The organism is Neobacillus massiliamazoniensis, assembly GCF_001048695.1.
Taxonomy (GTDB): Bacteria; Bacillota; Bacilli; order Bacillales; family Cytobacillaceae; genus Neobacillus; species Neobacillus massiliamazoniensis.
Genome location: NZ_CVRB01000005.1, coordinates 284,386 through 301,758, shown reverse-complemented (window position 1 = coordinate 301,758; position 17,373 = coordinate 284,386). Strand labels below are relative to the sequence as shown.

Sequence of the window (17,373 nt, the reverse complement as noted above, 5' to 3'; positions counted from 1 at the left end):
TAAGTTTTCAAGTTATATCATTGTCGAATCGAAAATCGTCAATCGACTTCGCCACTGTATGAGTAATTGGTTTCCATTCAACATTCTTAAATAGGGCTACGACAGAAATAGGTATATAGGTAATCATAAACAACGGAAAAGTAAGTGTATATAAGATTTTTTTCCAGCCAGAGCAATGAATTTTTTTCCACTCCGTCAAGGTTGTAATCAAGCCACGAATAAATAGTACACTATAATTCCAACCAAAGGATTTTAACAATGTCATCGTTATTGCATAAAAAGTAACTTTCCCATAATTTGTTTCAAATAAACCCGCTAAATAAAATAATACATTTACCATAATACTCATTACTGAAACGAGCATGACTGGCATGATCGTCATTGTCATATCATAGCAGGAAAACTTGTTACGTTTTCCATGGAGAAAACCTTTAATCAATTCCCAACCATATTTAGCGAACACTTGATAAAATCCCTTCGCCCAACGTAATCTCTGATGCCAAGACTGGTTGAAGGTGACTGGCTGCTCGTCATAGAACATCGCGCTTCGGCAGTATCCGATCTTTTCGCCATTAATGATATTAGAAACGGAAAACTCTATGTCTTCTGTAAGGAGATGATGGATCCACCCCCCATTTTTTTTGATTAAATCAGCATGTACCAAAAATCCTGTTCCAGAAATGGCACAACTAGAATGAAGGAACATTCTTGGTAAGTTAAGAAATTCAGCTTCATGAAGGAACCAAAGTCCATAACCTGCAGAAATCCAATTTTGGTCGTAGTTCTTTGAGTTTCTATAACCCGTAATAATCCTGTATCCTTGATTGAATGTTTTATTCATCTCCAATAAATAATTCTCATCAAGGAGATTGTCGGCATCAAAAATAAAATATCCTTCATAATTTCTTGATGAATATTCCTTTTGAATGATTTTTAACATAAAATCGAGAGCATACCCTTTTCCAATTTGAGTCTTATTGATGCGCTCCCTCACAATAGCGCCCGCTTCCCCCGCAACCCGAGCTGTATTGTCAGTACAATTATCCGCTACAACAAAAATATCAATCAATCCCTGGGGATACTTCTGGTTTTTTATACTTTTGATTAATTTTTCGATTACGAGTTCTTCATTTCTAGCTGCGATTATCACTGCGTATTTGCGAGGGTGAACGATCTTCATATCTTGCATATTGTTCTTTTTTGCCTTAAATGCAACAAATATGTATACAATCTGATACGAATACATTAATGCAAGAAATATAAATAAGAAAATATTAAAATCATTAATAAAAGTTGATATGGTTAAGTCCACGCTGACACCCCTACGATTTTATCAATTTTTGGATCACATTCTTCCACAGCTTTCACATAACCTGCATGAGTCAGTTTATGATATATTGCCTATACTATAACCTCAAAAGAAGTAAATCTTGCCTCCCTTTGGCCTATCAAATAGATAAAGACTTCAGTTTAAGTCTCTAATAATTAATTATATAAATAATATCTAAATAATTTATTAAGATTTAGTTAAGCCAATATAAATTTTTATACCAAATTACAGCAAATGCATTAGAAAAAAAAAAAACTTCGTTTGCAACAATAAATGAAGAGGGGCGAAGTTTGGTGATTACATCCACAAAGCCGGCTACTGAATCAAAGAAATCCTGTTTTTTTTTAATAAATATAGATTAGCTTATTAGTCAAAAGTGATAAGTCGAGTATTTTCTTATAAAAACCATCATGATATATTTATTGTGTTCGGCTTGTAAGGAGAATAATATGAAAAAAAATGCTTACAACCATTTTGTTTTTTTTGTCATTGCTGTGTTATTGTTTTGGTTCAAAACGTATATCGCTTATCACCTAGATTTTAGATTGGGAACAGACAATAATCTTCAAAGGTTTTTATTATTTATTAATCCATTGAGCTCCGCTCTTTTCTTTTTAGGGTTTGCTCTCCTTTCGAAAAAGTATTTTAAGCGTGTATTAATCGGTATCCACTTTATCTTGTCATTTTTATTGTATGCCAATATTGTTTATTACCGTTTCTTCAACGATTTTATTACTGTTCCTGATTTGCTTCAGGCAAAATCCAATGCTGGAGGATTAGGGGATAGTGTTGTAGGTTTGATGGCTTTTTCTGATATTTTTTATTTTACGGACACGATCATCTTGATTGTTCTTGCTTGTACCTTATTTAAACAGGCAACTGTCAAAACCTGGAAATTATATAAATTTGTTTTTTTGATTTCAATCATTATTTTTTTAATGAATTTAAGTCTAGCGGAAAAAGACAGGCCTAACCTTTTATCCCTCAACTTTGACAGGAGCTATATTGTTAAATATTTGGGCGTTTACAATTTTACTATCTTTGACATTATTCAAAGTATTCAATCATCAAGTGAGCGTGCCTTCGCGTCCAGCAACAATCTTACAAAAGTAGAGAATTACCGAAAAGCAACCTATACCACTCCTGATCCAGTTCTTTTTGGAAAAGCGAAGGGGATGAACGTCATATTTGTCTCAATGGAATCATTCCAAAACTTCATGATTGATTTAAAAATGCCGAACGGAGAACTTGTTACACCTTTTTTGGATTCATTGGCACATGATGGCGACACCTTTTATTTTGATCATTTTTATCATCAAACCGGACAAGGCAAAACGTCAGATGCGGAGTTTTTAATGGAAAATTCGCTTTATCCCTTAAATCAAGGATCTGTGTTCATCAGCAAAGCTCAAAACACCTATCAAGCAACTCCTGGGATTTTAAAAGGATATGGTTACAATTCGGCTGTTTTCCACGGAAACTATAAGACTTTTTGGAACCGGAATGTTATGTACAAGTCATTGGGCTACGACCAGTTTTTTGACGCTTCGTATTACAACCTGACGCCACCAAATATAAAGAACTTTGGAATGAAGGATAAGCCGTTTTTTGCTGAAAGTATGCCAATGCTCGAAAATTTAAAACAACCTTTTTATACGAAATTCATCACCCTATCTAACCATTTTCCATTTGAGATAGATCAAGGCGATACAAATTTTCCAAAAGGAAATACTGGAGACTGGGCTGTCGATCAGTATATGCAATCTGCCCACTATATGGATGAGGCACTGCAACAATTCTTTGATTCCCTTAAAAAGGATGGATTGTACGACAAATCGGTGATTATTCTTTATGGTGATCATTACGGACTTTCCAGTAACAATTATCCTGCAATGGCAAAAATGCTGGGAGTGAAACAAATTACTCCTGTAATGGACTCAAATCTTCAGCAGGTACCATTGTTCATCCATGTTCCGGGCGTTAAAGGCGGAGTAGAGCATCAAGTCGGCGGGGAAGTTGACGTTCGTCCTACTCTTCTTCATCTTCTTGGAATTGATACAAAAGATTACATTGAATTTGGTTCCGATCTTTTATCGCCACAGCATCGGAATTGGGTTGCATTTAGGAATGGAGATTACGTTTCAACTGATTTGATTATGTCCAGTGGCAAATGCTATAGCGTCACTACAAGGAATCTCGCTACTGATCAAAAGGCTTGCAATAACTTAAGTAATAAAGTGAAAAATGACCTGCAGATGTCTGATACGGTCGTGAACCAAGATCTGCTTCGCTTTTATCATCCAAATGGTTTTAAACCAATCAATCCAAGTGATTATCAATATTTAGGTCCGACAAAGAAAAAGGGAGCATAGCTCCCTTTTTTTTATTTTCTTCTCTTATACCATTTCTTCTACCTGTGATTGAGCATCTTCTCTTTTATTAAGGCGGTAGTTAACCTCAGCATAGCTACCTAAATATGGTCCCTTATAGGCACGTTTTGCGAACGTATAATACAGCAGGGCAACAGCTGCAATAATCACTAAAAAAGCTTTTCCTGTTGTATAGTGCATCGTATAGCTACCAAATGTAACATCGAGTACAATCAAAATATCAAAAAAGACGATCCATAATAAGGAAATAATGTTTACAGGAACACTCCACTTCCCTAAATGCAATGGTCATTTATCCTCATCTGTCCAGACACCCCGTGAAATCGCACGAAGCTTATAAGTAATCGGAAGAAGATAGGAAGTGTGCAGGGAGCTTGACTTGGAGAAACTGATCAAACGCCTATTAAAAATTAAATCAATTGTGGGATAATACTGAGGGAGCAAGTTTCAATTCGGAACAGCTCCTCATTTCTTTTTGTATATGTGTTGCAAAATATAAATAGTTTGTTTACTAATGTGTCACCCTCTTTGTGCGACTAGAAGATAGAAAGACTAAAAGGTTGCCACGAAGGCAACCTTTTTATTTATTAATAAGCGTTTTGTTTAGCAAATATTTTTCCAAGGGCACCAAGTAATTCTGGAACATCTAACCGATCCATTATCACTTCAATAAAAATAAGCTTATCTTGACTATTAGCTAGATTGAATGCATCATCTAATTCCTTTTCATTTGTAGCTACTATGCTTATGCTGTTTTCTTCCATATCAAGAACTTTAGGTAATTGACTATATTTCCACATGTTAATATCATTATATTCCTCATTTGGTCCATGAATAGCACGTTCTACAGAATAACCATCATTGTTAATAAGAATAATGATTGGTTTTAATTTATTTTTTAGTATGGTTGATAGTTCTTGTGCAGTTAGTTGAAATGACCCATCACCGATAATTAAAACATTACGACGATTTGGATTCGCGATTTGCGTCCCAAGTAGAGATGGTAATGTATAACCGATTGACCCCCATAATGGTTGTCCTACAAAAGTTGTCTTTTCAGGAAGAAGCATATTAGATGCGCCGAAGAAGGAAGTTCCTTGTTCTACTATAAGGACATCCTCTTGATTTAAAAAACAGTTAATTTGCTTCCAAAATCGTTCCTGGCTAAGCGCTTGAGTCGTTGGAACCAAATTTATATCTTCTTTTCTTTTATAGAAAGGTTTAATGTTCTGTGTTTCATTGTCTCGATGTTCAACACTTTCACTTAATAGTTCCAATATATCACTCATAGAAACCGTATTATAGGTTTCTTGATTTATTTTTGCATAAGAAGAATGAATCTCAATTAACTTACTTTCATCTAGATGATGACTAAAGCCTCCCGTAATAGAATCAGTTAGCTTTACCCCGATACTTAATATACAGTCCGCCTCTTCAATCCGACTTTTAACATATGGATCACTCAATGAACCAGTATAAACACCAATAAATTGAGGATGAGTCTCATCTATTACACCTTTTCCCATGCTTAAGGAAGCAATAGGGAATCCGGATTTATTAACAAGATTTCCCAACTTTTCATTTAGGTGATAACGATTAACCTCGTAATCTGCTAAAATAACAGGAAACTTTGCTTGATTTATTTTCTTTAATGTATGGTTGAGAAATGTGTTCAATTGATTGATTTCACTTTTAAACTCAGGCAATTGTATTGGGCTTTTTGGAGCTTTAATTTCTTTGTAGCTTATATCAGAAGGAAGATTGATGTAAACCGGCCTTTTATATAGCCAACATTCTTTAAGCACGCGATCAATTTCATCAGCTGCATTCTCTTCTGTTAAGGTTGTTTGAGCCACAGTTACTTCTTTAAATATTCTACTAAAATGTTCAAAGTCGCCATCACCAAGCGTATGGTGAACATAAGCACCTGAATTGGCAACACTTGTTGCTGGCGAACCAGTAATTTTGATAACAGGTAATTGTTCTGCATAAGAACCTGCAATCCCATTAATTGCACTTAATTCTCCAACACCAAAAGTCGTTACCAATGCCGCAATACCATTGATACGTGCATAACCATCTGCTGCATATGCGGCATTTAATTCGTTACAGTTACCTATCCATTCCAATTGATCCATTGCTTCGATTTGATCTAGAAATCCAAGGTTAAAATCACCAGGTACACCGAAAATATGTTTAACACCCATTTCTTTTAGGCGTAAAAGTAAGTAATCACCAACTGTACATGTTGTTGAATTCATGATGTAACACTCCTTAAAAATATTAGGTCAATAAACTTGACCTTTATTAATATATAACACCAAATAATAAAATAGGTCAATATAGTTTACCTATTTTTAATTTTTTACTACTGATTTTAAAAATGCTGATACTTTGATATTCTTTTATTAGGGGGTCATAAACCAAATGGATAAAAAGCGTGAAGAACAATTAAATGATATACACGTCCTTTTTTATTTTGCTTACCGTGCGTTCATAAAAGAACCTGATCGTATTCTTGAAAAACATGGTATTCAGCGCGTTCATCATCGGATATTATTTTTCATTGCACGAAAACCGGGTTTAAGTGTTAACGAACTTTTGACAAGTTTAGAAGTAACTAAGCAGGCTATAAATGTTCCGATGCGGCAATTGATTGAAATGGGATTTATTATTAGTAAACCTGCGGAATACGATCGCCGTGTCCGGGAATTGTATTTAACAGAAAAAGGCCAAAATCTTGAAAGGCAATTAAGTGGCGTTCAACGAGGTAAATTGAATCCGATTTTTGAAGAGGTTGGATCCAAAAACGAAGAGATTTGGAAAGTGATTATGAAAAAAATCATTGATAGTGAATAATTAAGAAAGGATGTCTTTATTATTGAAGAGCATCCTGTTTTTTATTATTAAAGTTATGATATCGAAACTTACTTGAATATAACTAGGTAAAAAATTATGGATGGAGGGCTGTTTATGGCTTTAGTTTCAATCTATACGGTTGGTAGGTTAAATCACCCTTATGACCACCCTGCCTCTCGTGAATTTTTTAAAGTTGGAAATGAAGTATATCGTCAGGCAAATATATTAGGACAACTTATAGAGGCGTTTTCACCTGATGGAGTCCCTTTTTCTGAAGAAGCCCTAAAAGGGGATGGTTTCCCTATTCTTACACTAACGGTATGGAAAAGCCTTTCAATCCTTATATCGTTTTACATATTCAGGTCAGCATAGGCAAGTGTTAAGAGATAGGAGCAAATGGATAGAGCATTATCAAGAGAACACCTTTCCTATATAGTGTGGTGGACAGAGAAGTTGAAGGATGTCTCATGGGAGGAGGCTTTCAAGAGATACAGCTATTATATTCAGAATGGACCCACGCCTTTTGTGTTTGATTTTAAGCACGCGTTTGATGAAAAAGGGGAGACGTGCTTGGTTAAGTAGCAGTGAGGTCTCTTGGTTAATGTGAAATTATCATTTAAACAAAAGATGGCGTAAATCCAGAAAGGATTGACGGTCTTTTTTTATGTACCTTATTCTCTAACATGTGCGATTCTTCAATAACGAAGGATCGCCTTTTCCTTGTTCAACTAAAGGTTCAGGTTGAAGAAGGACTATTTTTATGGACTAAAAAAAGCTAAGATTTAATCCCCTAGCTTTTTGTGCGTAAGAATATCATTTAAATAAAACGAACATCTCTATAAATAAAATCACCGTTTGGATTTGTTTCATAATCAAAACAGATTAACTGAAAAGGAATACTGTCTTTTGTTTGAATTGAACCTAATATTTTTATCCCATTTTTAAAAAATATTTCTTCAACTTGTTGAAGCGTTTTACCTTCTTCAGAAAAATTTAATTCGATTATGATTTCTTCTTTATCCTGTGCATCTTTAGGACTATTTGAGTGTTATACAAGGATTGAATTGGAGGAACGGCTCTGTTTACAAGAAACAGAACCCTTTTTCTTATATATGCTGAAGAACATCCATTAAAGTGGAGGAGTAAGACCAGGAAGCACAGGAACTACTGAAGTTGCAGCAATTGCAAGTTGCTGAGTTTGTAATACTTTCACTGTAAGTTCCAAGACGATTTTTTCAGTAAACGTGGAAAAAGTAAAAGTTGCCTCAGGTGCTGGTTCCGGTGACGCAAAATCAAGTTCAAAGAAGTTTGCTGCTACTAACTCACCAAATGGCTGTTCATTGAATTTGACAAGATTGTTGAAGAAGAATTTATCCAAGCGAGCATTTAAGTTGTTTGTATCACTATGGAAACTAGACTCGGAAGTTTCATTGATACCGAGGATTGGTAAATTAATAAGCGTTCCAGCCGTTGTACTAAGTTCTGTAAATCCAGTGAATGGAATATCGACAACTTGATCTATAAGCGATACAGTACATCCCACAATCGAAGACCCAGCCGAAGTATATTCAATATTTTTGCGAATATGCCCTGCTATAAATAATTTAGCTCTTGAAAAGGTAAAAAAGTCAGTGCCGTCAACACGCGTAAATGGTGCAACCGGAACAAGTTTCACTTGATCCAAAAATACATTTTTTTTCACTCGTTTAATTTCAGTTGCTAAAGCTCCAAGCGTAATTGTTGTCTCTATAGGAATTTGGATCGTTGGCTCTGCTAGGACAACAGGAACTTTAATCCTATTAACAAGTGGTCCAGCTACTGTTGCGGTATTTGCACTCGTAAATGAACTCAGTGGTGTTGGTGTTACTGGACAAGGACCTGGGGGGTCGGATTGACTTGCTTGATTGGGTTGAAGATTATCATTACATCCCATTAAAAACACCTCATTTCATTATTATTTTTTTAGGTTTTACTTTATTAAAGTATTCTTTGTACAAGTTAAAGAATGGACAAGCATAATGGTCATTCACATATTTTTATAGAAATGGGCTTTTTGGGCGAGTAGCCAAGTCAAACGGAACAACCAAAAGAGAAAGATACGATTAATAGAGAACTGATAGCCACTACAATCCAAGAGAAAACACGAAATGGGAGGATTTCGTTCGTTACCAACGGCATGTATCCTTACCGTTCTATCATTTTACACATCACTTATCACAATTAAATGGACTCGAGTAAAGTCAAGAATTGTGAAGAATTGTACTTAAACGAACGGGTGCTAGAGTTCAATAATGGATAACTCAGTTAGCTCGTTTTTCCCATTCAGCAAAAGAATGTTGTTTAGAGAATTTGAAGAAAAATAAAGAGAGTTAGGTACTTACTATTGAATATTGATGAATATATGATGAAAAACTTTCCTAGTTTATCTCTTGAGCCTCCATTATTTTATAACTGGAATATTGGAATTCGTTTCGAGTTAGGGGATCCCAATGAGGAAAATGATGAAATATATATGGATCGCGTTTTAAAAAGAGGTAAAACTCTTTTACATACTTTGCATAAAAAAGGTGATGAAATTTTTATTGTATGCTTTTTTGATCAACTCCATCGAAAACCATTTAAGTAATTAAATGTTTTTACTCCATTCCTAACTAGGAAAAATATCAAGTACCAAATAAAACATCACCTATTTCCGTTTCGTGACCCCGAAGAGGATGAAGTAAATGAGTGGAGAACTCAAAGGTTATTATTAAAATGTGAGGTAGCTGACATCAATCTTACAAAAATAATCCGGGCATTTTTTTATAGCGATATGCCTCGCCTCTATTTTATTAATATAAAAAAGGAAACAATTTTTAGTATTTACGATGGTCGAGGCTGTGATTTAGTAGCAACTAATAAAGAATCTATAGAAGAGATTAATCACTTTTTTAATGATTGGATTTTGGATTATGATAGGTCCCGTATAAATCAGTTATTCAATGTAAAAGGATAAGTCAACTTTATCGGATTCACAATCACCAAATGGAAATGGTATGCTGATTCTCTTATATCGTCGCGGTTTCTGGCGGATTTTTATTGTGCTAACGGGGAGTGGAGGAAGGAATAATTAATCCTTGATTGAATATGAACAAACAGGGAGTTAAAAAAGGAAGGCTGTGAGGATTGAATGTTTGATGAAAAAAAAGAGAGTTTAATTTTAGGGACAGTTATAGCAGTTAGTTTAAGTAAGAAGCATACGTTTAGTAAGGAAAATCAAGAGACTATAAAATTAGTGAAGGGTTTAGGGGTCGAAGGCGATGCACACTTTGGTTCAACGGTTAAACATCGCTCCAGAGTGGCACAAAATCCAAACCAACCGAACCTAAGACAAGTGCATTTAATTCAAAATGAGTTATTCGAAGAGTTAACAGACCGTTTTAACATTAAACCTGGACAATTGGGTGAAAATATTACAACTGTCGGAATAAATCTTCTTGAATTACCAACTGACACGATATTATCTATAGGTGAGTCTGCAATTATTAAAGTAACAGGCTTACGAAATCCTTGTACTCAAATTGATAATTTTAAACCGGGTCTTTTAAAGGCTGTTTTGGATAAGGATTCGGATGGAAATCTAATAAGAAAAGCAGGAATAATGGGAGTTATATTGCAGAGTGGAGAAGTGAAACCAGGTGATACCATCCGTACTGAATTACCTCACAGACCATTTAAAAAGCTTGAACGTGTTTAAACTAGCTGGATGCGAATTTGTACCTTTAGCAATCTTGTTTGTGAATAAACGTATTTAAACTATAGAGTGCGTTAGTTACATAAGAAGCAAAAAAGGATCTTCAATTGAAGATCCTTTTTTTATTCCCGATAACGGGGATTATTGTATCTTGTAGCAATTACTAAAGATGAGTGTCATTGAGTTTTGAAACTTTTTTACCATCTCTATAGTCAATGCAAGAAACTTCAATTAATAAACCATTAAATACTGTGAAATAAAAACCATAACTATTACCTCTCAATGTATAAGGTTCCTTGTCTATTTCAATGCCACCAGCTACTAAACGATCATATGCTTGATCAACCTCACTTGAAGTTTCCACCAAAAAACCAATATGAAAAGCTTCAGGATATCTAATATCCTTTTTTCCCTTAAATGCTTTTGGATCACTTAACACGAGAATAAATCCATTCTCATCACTCAGCACTACAAGAGCTTTTCCTTTTTGTTCCAAAAATTGAAAATCAAAATATGTTTCAAAAAAATGTCTAGCTTCTGATAAATCATCAACAAATAGATTTAAATGATTCAACCTCATTCACTAATCTCCTTTTTAACAATGATTATTCAGAAATAAACGTTTTGACCTATATCTATAACACTTGTGTGTTTTCTTCTATCGTGCAAATATTACTGATATGGGTTTCTTGTTCCTTTTCGTTAGGTCAACCAGATTATTTATATGCCACATAACATCACAATTATTCTTTTCTTACCTTTTGATATTTATCGGTAAAACCAAACAATTAAATATTTTCTTGCGTTAGTTGTTCAATGAAAATTGAATTCAAAAAGAATGAGTGGGCAGATTCTCTTATTTTTTTCTTTTTCAACTGAACGAACTACAACTATGGATTCTTTTTTTGAACAATTCTGGGAATCCAAGTTGTCTGCTCATTGGAAGCCGATAATGAATAGTACTTCGTTTTTAGGTAAATTCATGGATACAGACAAACCGAATAAAGAATTGTATAATTTTCAAATAGAATAACAGGAGGAATACTTGTATGATACGAAAAATGGGAAATATCACGATTCTGGTAGAGGACCAGGACGCAGCCATTAAATTTTACACGGAAAAACTGGGATTTGAGCTTACTGCAGACAATCAGTTTGGGGACTTCCGCTGGGTAACGGTCGCACTTTCGAGTCAACCTGATATAGGCATCGTATTTGTTAAAGCCGATACGGAAAACAAACGAAATCGTGTAGGTTCCCAAGTCGCAGATCACGTTTTCATTACACTTGAAACCGACGATGTTGACCGCGATTACAAGACCATGAAAGAAAAAGGTGTCGTATTTTACGGCGAACCGAAGGATATGCCATATGGACGAGAGGTCGTATTCGAAGATTTGTATGGTAACCGCTTTGACCTGATTACAGTTCGGCAGATGCCATCTGATTGGAACAAAAACTAAGGGGTGTAGAATAAACCTCCTATTCCATGTTCGACATGAAATAGGAGGTTTTTACTTATTATTTGTTGTCTATAGTTCTATAAAAATCCTCTGTTACCTAGGAAAAACAATGATTAGGTTATGTTTTTATCTATTCATGACTTTTTGTATTTCTGGATGGTTCATGAGAATTTCATTGCCATAATAATAACTAATTGATAGTGCAATGACTAGGCCAATATAAATTAAAAATAATTGCACTTTCGTATTTCTATCCGTTTTATAGTAGGTTTCCGTTGTCTGTACTTCTTTTTTTAAATCTGATAGTTTTTCATCTAAATTGTTGAGAATACCTGCAATAACTTTTTGATGGTTATTCTTATCTTCTTCACTCAATGTATGGCCACCTGATAATTGCTGAAGATAAAGATCTTTTTTCATTTTTTCAATTTCCGAATTCAGTGTATTTAATATTTCAGTTATTTCTCGGTTTGTGATTTCCCATTTTGCCTTTCTAGTCATTTCTTGAACTGAATCTAAATCAGGTGATTCTTGTTTTAATTTTAATATCAAGTGTTCAAGTTCTTTGATTTCCATTTTATCATCATTTAATCTTTTTTGTTTTTTAAACAATTTGTACCATTCATTTGAACCTAGGATGACAATTAAAAAACCTATAAAACTAAGTTTTATTACAGAATACGCAAACAATAATACAATCCCTAACCCCCATAGCTTAGTACTGATCCCTGCTGCAATTCTTCCACCATCTAATGGAGTAATTGGAATTAAATTAAATAAATTAATCATCCCGCCCAAAATAATCAGAAGTGCCCAGAATGGTTCATGTGTATATAGATACAGTGGAAAGGCAGGCAAAAAGGATAACAATCCAAATAAGGGACCCATATATGCTACAAATCCCTCATCTTTTGCACTTTTAGGCATTTCTTTAAGGCCAATAACCGCACCAACAAAAGGAATAAATATAGCAGGGCCAACAGGCAGTTTAATCCTTTTAGCAGCATACGTATGTCCCATTTCGTGTACAAACAATAGATAGACTAGAGCTACTGCAAACTTCCATCCAAAAATAGAGGCATAGGTTGCTAGAAAAATAAACATGCTTAAAAGTGTATGAAGTTTAAGGAATTTAAAAACTACTAAAACATATTTTAATTTACCAATTAATACCAATCCAATTGCACCTAATACTCCCCAGGAGGTCTTCTTGCCACCCTCTATTATCTTTTTTTCCAAATAAACATCCCCTTTATAAAACAACATCTTTTGTAAAAGAAAAAAATTAGTCGTATATCTATTATACAAGAAATAATTGGAAAATAACTTAAGAAATAAGTAAATATACATAATTTTCAAAATTTGTGAGGGAATTTACATAATATTCCTGATGGTGTTGTAACTATTACTAAGTTGTTTTAATGGAAAAATGAGGTTGTCGGAATATACACAAATCAAGTGTCAGGCACCATAATTGGATTATGAAAATATTACTTTTGTCACCTGATATTTGTGACAATGCTTACTAAAATCTTAACCTTCTAAAACCGTACAATGAAAAGGAATAAAAATGAATGTTGTAGTTGTTACCAACGAGAAGGAAGAGCAATGAAAATGGAACGTGTAAAGGAACCAAAATTACGGTAAAAGTAGGTTTGGGAGGGTTAGACGTTTTTGATTGGTCAACCATTCATTAAATTGCTTTACATAAATCAATGAAGGAGAAGGAAATATGTCTATAATCATATTAGTTTGCGGTCTTGTTTTAATGAGTTTGTTAATTGCAATAAAAAACGATGTAATAAAAAACGTATCTTTTCGTGATGTCAGAGGGAAAAAGCGATTAGACCGAATTTTAAAGTTTGTGAGATTAGCTCCTTTTCTTGCCATCGTAGTGATTGGGATTCTAATCGTGACTTACTTAAAGACAAAGTATTATATCCGTTTATCTCACGCCTGGTTAGTTGTCCAATTTTGGATGCTTAGTGCGATTTATTACTATTTATTTATGATTTCAAATAGAAAATCAAAATTATCAATTATAGGGTTGGTTCTATCTTTTGCAATCGCTTTTTATATTACACCATTAAATCATTATGAATCTGTTTTTAACCATATCTACACTTTGATCCCGAATATTTTTGCTTTGATAATGTTGTCGATTTCATATATTATAATTGGAGATTTATTAAACACAGATACGAAAGAAAAAAACAAGACATAGCTAATGAGGTAACAGATACAAACGATAATGATGGCGTTGCTAAAGTTTTGGAAAGAATTATTTAACCCTAGACAACTAATTTAGTAGTCAAATAAAAAAGTTTAAGAAAACCGTAATTGTTATCTAAATATATAGAATCAAAATGTATTCAACGCTTGTTTTTAAACAATAGGTTTCTTATAAATATTCTTCTTCAAAGGAGGCGTTTCCGTAAAAGAAGAAACGCTTTTTTATTGCGCTAAACCGGGTAGGTTAATAGAATAAAGAATTGATCAAAGGAGAAGGGAAATTCTTTTCCTTTCCTATTTTTTAAATTAATAGAAAAGTGACATTATTCACGGAATTTAAATAACAATTAAATTAAAATGAATTTTAGTTATTCAGCTTAGGCTGTTTCAATATAAACACATATTTTAGTTAATCAAAAGAAGAATAGGGGGATAGAACGGTGAAAAAAAATGACTTACCTATTGTATATTCATGCTCTGGATGTTCATCAGCTGCACAAACTGCTAACATGATTGCTATAAAAATGGATCGAGAAAAATTAGCTGAAATGTCCTGTATCGCTGGTGTTGGAGGTGATGTCAAATCACTTGTCAGAACAGCAAAATCAGGAAGAGAGATTATTGCAATTGATGGTTGTCCCTTATCCTGTTGCAAAAGTTCTTTAGCTAGACATGAAGTTCAGCCCAAATATCATTTTGTACTTTCTGACTTTGATGTACCAAAGATAAATGGTAAAGATCCTGACCCTAATCTTTATATAAGTGCATACAATCGTATTTTGGAACTCATTAATAATCATTTTTAATCGTTGATTTTATTTCTGAACAACATTATGGGGTCAAGAGAGAACTGCATCGCTATTTAGCCATTGCCCTTATTTACTTGTTAGTTAATTTTATAAAAAACAAATCATTCTTTAGTAGGAATTTTTAATATCTGTCCTTATTGCTCCTTTTTCTGTTTCAAAAGCAATCTTGTGAAATGATGAACGTACGGACTGTTTCGACAGTCCTTTTTCATTATCGCTATTTAACTTACGAAAGGTTAGTGAGATAAGTGGATGAAAATCCATCTTTCTTTTAAATCATCTTACATCAATTTGGGGAATTGAATTGACAAAAGCACCATATAAAATTATGAAAGGAGGAGAGTCATAAAATGCAGATAATGAACAAATATTTTCGTGCGCGTACGAGTATGGTTTACATTATGACCAACAATGATTTAATGAATCAAGTCGTTGCCTTTAATAGGGACATGAATGGAATGCTCACCTTTGTCGGTTCCTACCCAACTTATGGTATAGGTACTGGTACAAAGGAAGTCTCCACGGCAACGGCAAACGATGGTGTCGATCCCCTTACGTCACAAGGAGCCCTAACTATTTCCCGTGATGGACGTTTCCTTCTTGCAGTGAACGCAGGCAGCCATAGTATCAGTAGTTTTATCATTACCGACAGCGGAGTACCTGTTTTCGTGGATGTAAAGCCATCAGAAGGTACTCAGCCCAATAGTATCGATATGTTTGGTAATCTTGTTTATGTCTGCAATGTAGGAAATGCCGCAAACAATTTTTCATCCAATATCACTGGTTTTCACATCGATGATAACGGACGCCTTACTCTTATTCCTGGATCCTCCCGTTCTCTCAGCACTTTCAATGCTCAGCCCGCTCAGGTTCTTTTCACTCGTGATGGTAGTAAAATCCTTGTATCCGAGCTTACTTCAAATCATCTCAGTGTATTCCATGTAAATCAAAATGGTACGGTTACAGAACCAATCGTTAATAATTCTTATGGCAAAAGCCCATTGGGTGTTTATTTTCTATCCACTGGAATCCTCCTAGTTACTGAAGCAGAATCAAATGCACTGTCATCCTATTCAATGAGCAATGACGGGATCCTTCACGTGATCAGCGGTTCTATACCAAACGGATATAAGACAGCTTGTTGGGTTATACCAACGAGGGATGAACGGTTTGCATACGTTACCAATACTTTAAGCGGCACCATCTCCACCTACCGAATTGATCCCAATGGAGCACTATCAGTGGTAAGACATATTACCAGTACACCGCCAGGTACAGCACCAGGTTTGCCGATGGATGTTGGAGTTAGTAAAGATGGACGGCATTTTTACACCCTTAACGGAAATCAGGGCACAGTCTCAGTGTTTAACATCCAAGATGATGGTATTCTGGTTAGATTGCAGGTTGCTGCTTGGACCAACTTTCCTTATTTCGGATCGCAAGGTTTAGCTGTTCTTTGATTCTATTGAGTTCGCTATATTTGGTAGAATATCACATTTTAATTACAAAATTTAGGTAATATATGCAAGCAGGAGTGTTGAATAGAGGAAAGGAGGCTGGGGGGAATCCTGCCGAAGCGATAGCCAAATAAGATACATACCACTATGGACAAGTACTTCTAATGCCAATCTTAATGAAATGTTGGAAGTTTTGTCATAGCGATTAGTTCGCATAAGAACCGGACGCACATGACGTTGCAGAGGGTTGTAAGGTTGTTCTTTTTATTCAGGTTGGGCCATATATATTGAATGATTGAAGAAAGTACGGTGAAAAATTTGAGTCCAACCTTAATGCTGATAGTAGATTTTGTACTGTTTTTTATCTTCCCTTTGGTATTTTGGGAGCTGTGTCGGGAGGTTGTAGGTGACTATCCCGCCATGATTCTCACCACTATACCGGGGATCATTTATAGCTTTTACCGATTCAAAAATAATGCAAGTCTTAATTATACAGGAATATGGATCATCCTAAATTTAACTGCTGGATTATTAGTGGATTTTTTGTCTGGGTCTGCCTTGCAGCTGTTATGGAATAATGTTTTTTACTCAGCCGCCTTATTATTTATATATTCTTTAAGCGTTGCAGCCAAAAAGCCGCTTTATTTATACTTTACATTGGATCTGATGGCGATGGACAGATACGACAGAAAAATAACAAAAGAGTTGTTTTTTGAAAAGAAGACATACAAGTTTTTTCAACTGATAACGCTAATTTACTGTGCAAATGAACTTATATATATTGTGTGTTTATCAAGATGGATCATGAAATACGGAGTAGAGGCATACCGTCTTGATATTATACTGGATAAGTCCCTTGATATTGTTTTATCGGGAATCTCATTGGCAATCTTCTTTTTAATCCATCAGGCAGTAAACGAAATAACTACCGTAAAAATAAATGCTATAGCAAAGCCAAGAAGAAAATTGCAGTCTAAATCATCATACAGGACTTCCTATCATTTTGAACGGGCATACTTTTATTTTAGCACCCATAAGCGATAGCAGGAGTATTTTTTTTGGGCTTAAATGCCTGGCTTTTCCATCGTACGACAAATAAA

At 34.6% G+C, this 17,373-nt stretch carries 16 protein-coding genes and 1 pseudogene; 11 read left to right on the top strand and 6 right to left on the bottom strand.

Annotated elements, in window-relative coordinates; all coding sequences use genetic code 11:
• Window positions 1-7: 7 nt before the first annotated feature.
• Entirely contained in the window at window positions 8-1,312 is a 1,305-nt protein-coding gene (locus BN1082_RS23735; RefSeq protein ID WP_090639150.1) for a glycosyltransferase family 2 protein, read from the bottom strand.
• Between the two features lie 467 nt (window positions 1,313-1,779).
• On the opposite strand from BN1082_RS23735, the gene BN1082_RS23730 reads away from it, so the two are divergent.
• A complete protein-coding gene (locus tag BN1082_RS23730; protein WP_090639147.1) occupies window positions 1,780-3,702 on the top strand; it encodes an LTA synthase family protein in 1,923 nt (640 codons plus the stop codon).
• A 24-nt stretch (window positions 3,703-3,726) separates the two neighbouring features.
• On the opposite strand, the gene BN1082_RS23725 is transcribed toward BN1082_RS23730, so the two are convergent.
• On the bottom strand, window positions 3,727-4,005 hold the full coding sequence (locus BN1082_RS23725) for a hypothetical protein (protein ID WP_090639145.1): 279 nt from the start codon (window positions 4,003-4,005) through the stop codon (window positions 3,727-3,729).
• 302 nt (window positions 4,006-4,307) lie between these two features.
• Window positions 4,308-5,981 (bottom strand): alpha-keto acid decarboxylase family protein, encoded by a 1,674-nt coding sequence (locus tag BN1082_RS23720; protein ID WP_090639142.1) that lies wholly within the window; start codon window positions 5,979-5,981, stop codon window positions 4,308-4,310.
• A gap of 166 nt (window positions 5,982-6,147) precedes the next feature.
• Between BN1082_RS23720 and BN1082_RS23715 the strand changes: the two genes are divergently transcribed.
• The 3 genes from BN1082_RS23715 (at window position 6,148) to BN1082_RS28975 (ending at window position 7,587) form a co-directional block, all read left to right on the top strand.
• Window positions 6,148-6,579, top strand: a complete 432-nt coding sequence (locus BN1082_RS23715) for a MarR family winged helix-turn-helix transcriptional regulator (protein ID WP_090639140.1) — start codon at window positions 6,148-6,150, stop codon at window positions 6,577-6,579.
• A gap of 114 nt (window positions 6,580-6,693) precedes the next feature.
• Window positions 6,694-6,951: a DUF3291 domain-containing protein gene (locus BN1082_RS28765; protein WP_342666676.1), complete on the top strand. Its 258-nt coding sequence runs from the start codon at window positions 6,694-6,696 to the stop codon at window positions 6,949-6,951.
• A 576-nt stretch (window positions 6,952-7,527) separates the two neighbouring features.
• Window positions 7,528-7,587: a hypothetical protein gene (locus BN1082_RS28975; RefSeq protein WP_425412215.1), complete on the top strand. Its 60-nt coding sequence runs from the start codon at window positions 7,528-7,530 to the stop codon at window positions 7,585-7,587.
• A 121-nt stretch (window positions 7,588-7,708) separates the two neighbouring features.
• On the opposite strand, the gene BN1082_RS23705 is transcribed toward BN1082_RS28975, so the two are convergent.
• Window positions 7,709-8,512: a CsxC family protein gene (locus BN1082_RS23705; protein ID WP_090639137.1), complete on the bottom strand. Its 804-nt coding sequence runs from the start codon at window positions 8,510-8,512 to the stop codon at window positions 7,709-7,711.
• A gap of 468 nt (window positions 8,513-8,980) precedes the next feature.
• Between BN1082_RS23705 and BN1082_RS28970 the strand changes: the two are divergent.
• Both BN1082_RS28970 and BN1082_RS23690 read left to right on the top strand, forming a co-directional pair.
• Window positions 8,981-9,574 (top strand): annotated as a pseudogene (locus BN1082_RS28970) (DUF3885 domain-containing protein).
• A gap of 174 nt (window positions 9,575-9,748) precedes the next feature.
• Window positions 9,749-10,315: an MOSC domain-containing protein gene (locus BN1082_RS23690; protein ID WP_090639132.1), complete on the top strand. Its 567-nt coding sequence runs from the start codon at window positions 9,749-9,751 to the stop codon at window positions 10,313-10,315.
• A gap of 160 nt (window positions 10,316-10,475) precedes the next feature.
• Here the strand turns inward: BN1082_RS23690 and BN1082_RS23685 are convergent, their stop codons facing one another.
• A complete protein-coding gene (locus tag BN1082_RS23685) occupies window positions 10,476-10,892 on the bottom strand; it encodes a VOC family protein (RefSeq protein ID WP_090639130.1) in 417 nt (138 codons plus the stop codon).
• Between the two features lie 469 nt (window positions 10,893-11,361).
• On the opposite strand from BN1082_RS23685, the gene BN1082_RS23680 reads away from it, so the two are divergent.
• Entirely contained in the window at window positions 11,362-11,775 is a 414-nt protein-coding gene (locus BN1082_RS23680; protein WP_090639127.1) for a VOC family protein, read from the top strand.
• A gap of 126 nt (window positions 11,776-11,901) precedes the next feature.
• Here BN1082_RS23680 and BN1082_RS23675 read toward each other — a convergent pair whose 3' ends face one another.
• The gene (locus tag BN1082_RS23675; RefSeq protein WP_090639124.1) at window positions 11,902-13,014 is read right to left on the bottom strand and encodes a site-2 protease family protein; all 1,113 of its coding nucleotides are present in this window, start codon (window positions 13,012-13,014) and stop codon (window positions 11,902-11,904) included.
• Between the two features lie 493 nt (window positions 13,015-13,507).
• Here BN1082_RS23675 and BN1082_RS23670 point away from each other — a divergent pair, with 493 nt between their 5' ends.
• The 4 genes from BN1082_RS23670 to BN1082_RS23655 all read left to right on the top strand — a co-directional run bounded on the left by BN1082_RS23670 (window position 13,508) and on the right by BN1082_RS23655 (window position 17,317).
• Window positions 13,508-13,999 (top strand): hypothetical protein, encoded by a 492-nt coding sequence (locus tag BN1082_RS23670; protein WP_090639122.1) that lies wholly within the window; start codon window positions 13,508-13,510, stop codon window positions 13,997-13,999.
• A 448-nt stretch (window positions 14,000-14,447) separates the two neighbouring features.
• Entirely contained in the window at window positions 14,448-14,813 is a 366-nt protein-coding gene (locus BN1082_RS23665) for a putative zinc-binding protein (protein ID WP_090639120.1), read from the top strand.
• A 353-nt stretch (window positions 14,814-15,166) separates the two neighbouring features.
• Complete coding sequence (locus BN1082_RS23660) at window positions 15,167-16,276, top strand: lactonase family protein (RefSeq protein WP_090639117.1); 1,110 nt, start codon at window positions 15,167-15,169, stop codon at window positions 16,274-16,276.
• A gap of 330 nt (window positions 16,277-16,606) precedes the next feature.
• Window positions 16,607-17,317, top strand: a complete 711-nt coding sequence (locus BN1082_RS23655; protein ID WP_176699926.1) for a DUF3159 domain-containing protein — start codon at window positions 16,607-16,609, stop codon at window positions 17,315-17,317.
• The last annotated feature ends 56 nt before the right edge of the window (window positions 17,318-17,373 follow it).

Excerpts from the sequence above, each read along its gene's own strand:
- BN1082_RS23715 (WP_090639140.1), top strand. The coding sequence starts at position 6,148 with ATGGATAAAAAGCGTGAAGAACAATTAAATGATATACACGTCCTTTTT.
- BN1082_RS23690 (WP_090639132.1), top strand. The coding sequence starts at position 9,749 with ATGTTTGATGAAAAAAAAGAGAGTTTAATTTTAGGGACAGTTATAGCA.
- BN1082_RS23720 (WP_090639142.1), bottom strand. The coding sequence starts at position 5,981 with ATGAATTCAACAACATGTACAGTTGGTGATTACTTACTTTTACGCCTA.
- BN1082_RS23730 (WP_090639147.1), top strand. The coding sequence starts at position 1,780 with ATGAAAAAAAATGCTTACAACCATTTTGTTTTTTTTGTCATTGCTGTG.
- BN1082_RS23655 (WP_176699926.1), top strand. The coding sequence starts at position 16,607 with ATGCTGATAGTAGATTTTGTACTGTTTTTTATCTTCCCTTTGGTATTT.
- BN1082_RS28765 (WP_342666676.1), top strand. The coding sequence starts at position 6,694 with ATGGCTTTAGTTTCAATCTATACGGTTGGTAGGTTAAATCACCCTTAT.
- BN1082_RS23680 (WP_090639127.1), top strand. The coding sequence starts at position 11,362 with ATGATACGAAAAATGGGAAATATCACGATTCTGGTAGAGGACCAGGAC.
- BN1082_RS23660 (WP_090639117.1), top strand. The coding sequence starts at position 15,167 with ATGCAGATAATGAACAAATATTTTCGTGCGCGTACGAGTATGGTTTAC.
- BN1082_RS23705 (WP_090639137.1), bottom strand. The coding sequence starts at position 8,512 with ATGGGATGTAATGATAATCTTCAACCCAATCAAGCAAGTCAATCCGAC.
- BN1082_RS23685 (WP_090639130.1), bottom strand. The coding sequence starts at position 10,892 with ATGAGGTTGAATCATTTAAATCTATTTGTTGATGATTTATCAGAAGCT.
- BN1082_RS23670 (WP_090639122.1), top strand. The coding sequence starts at position 13,508 with ATGTCTATAATCATATTAGTTTGCGGTCTTGTTTTAATGAGTTTGTTA.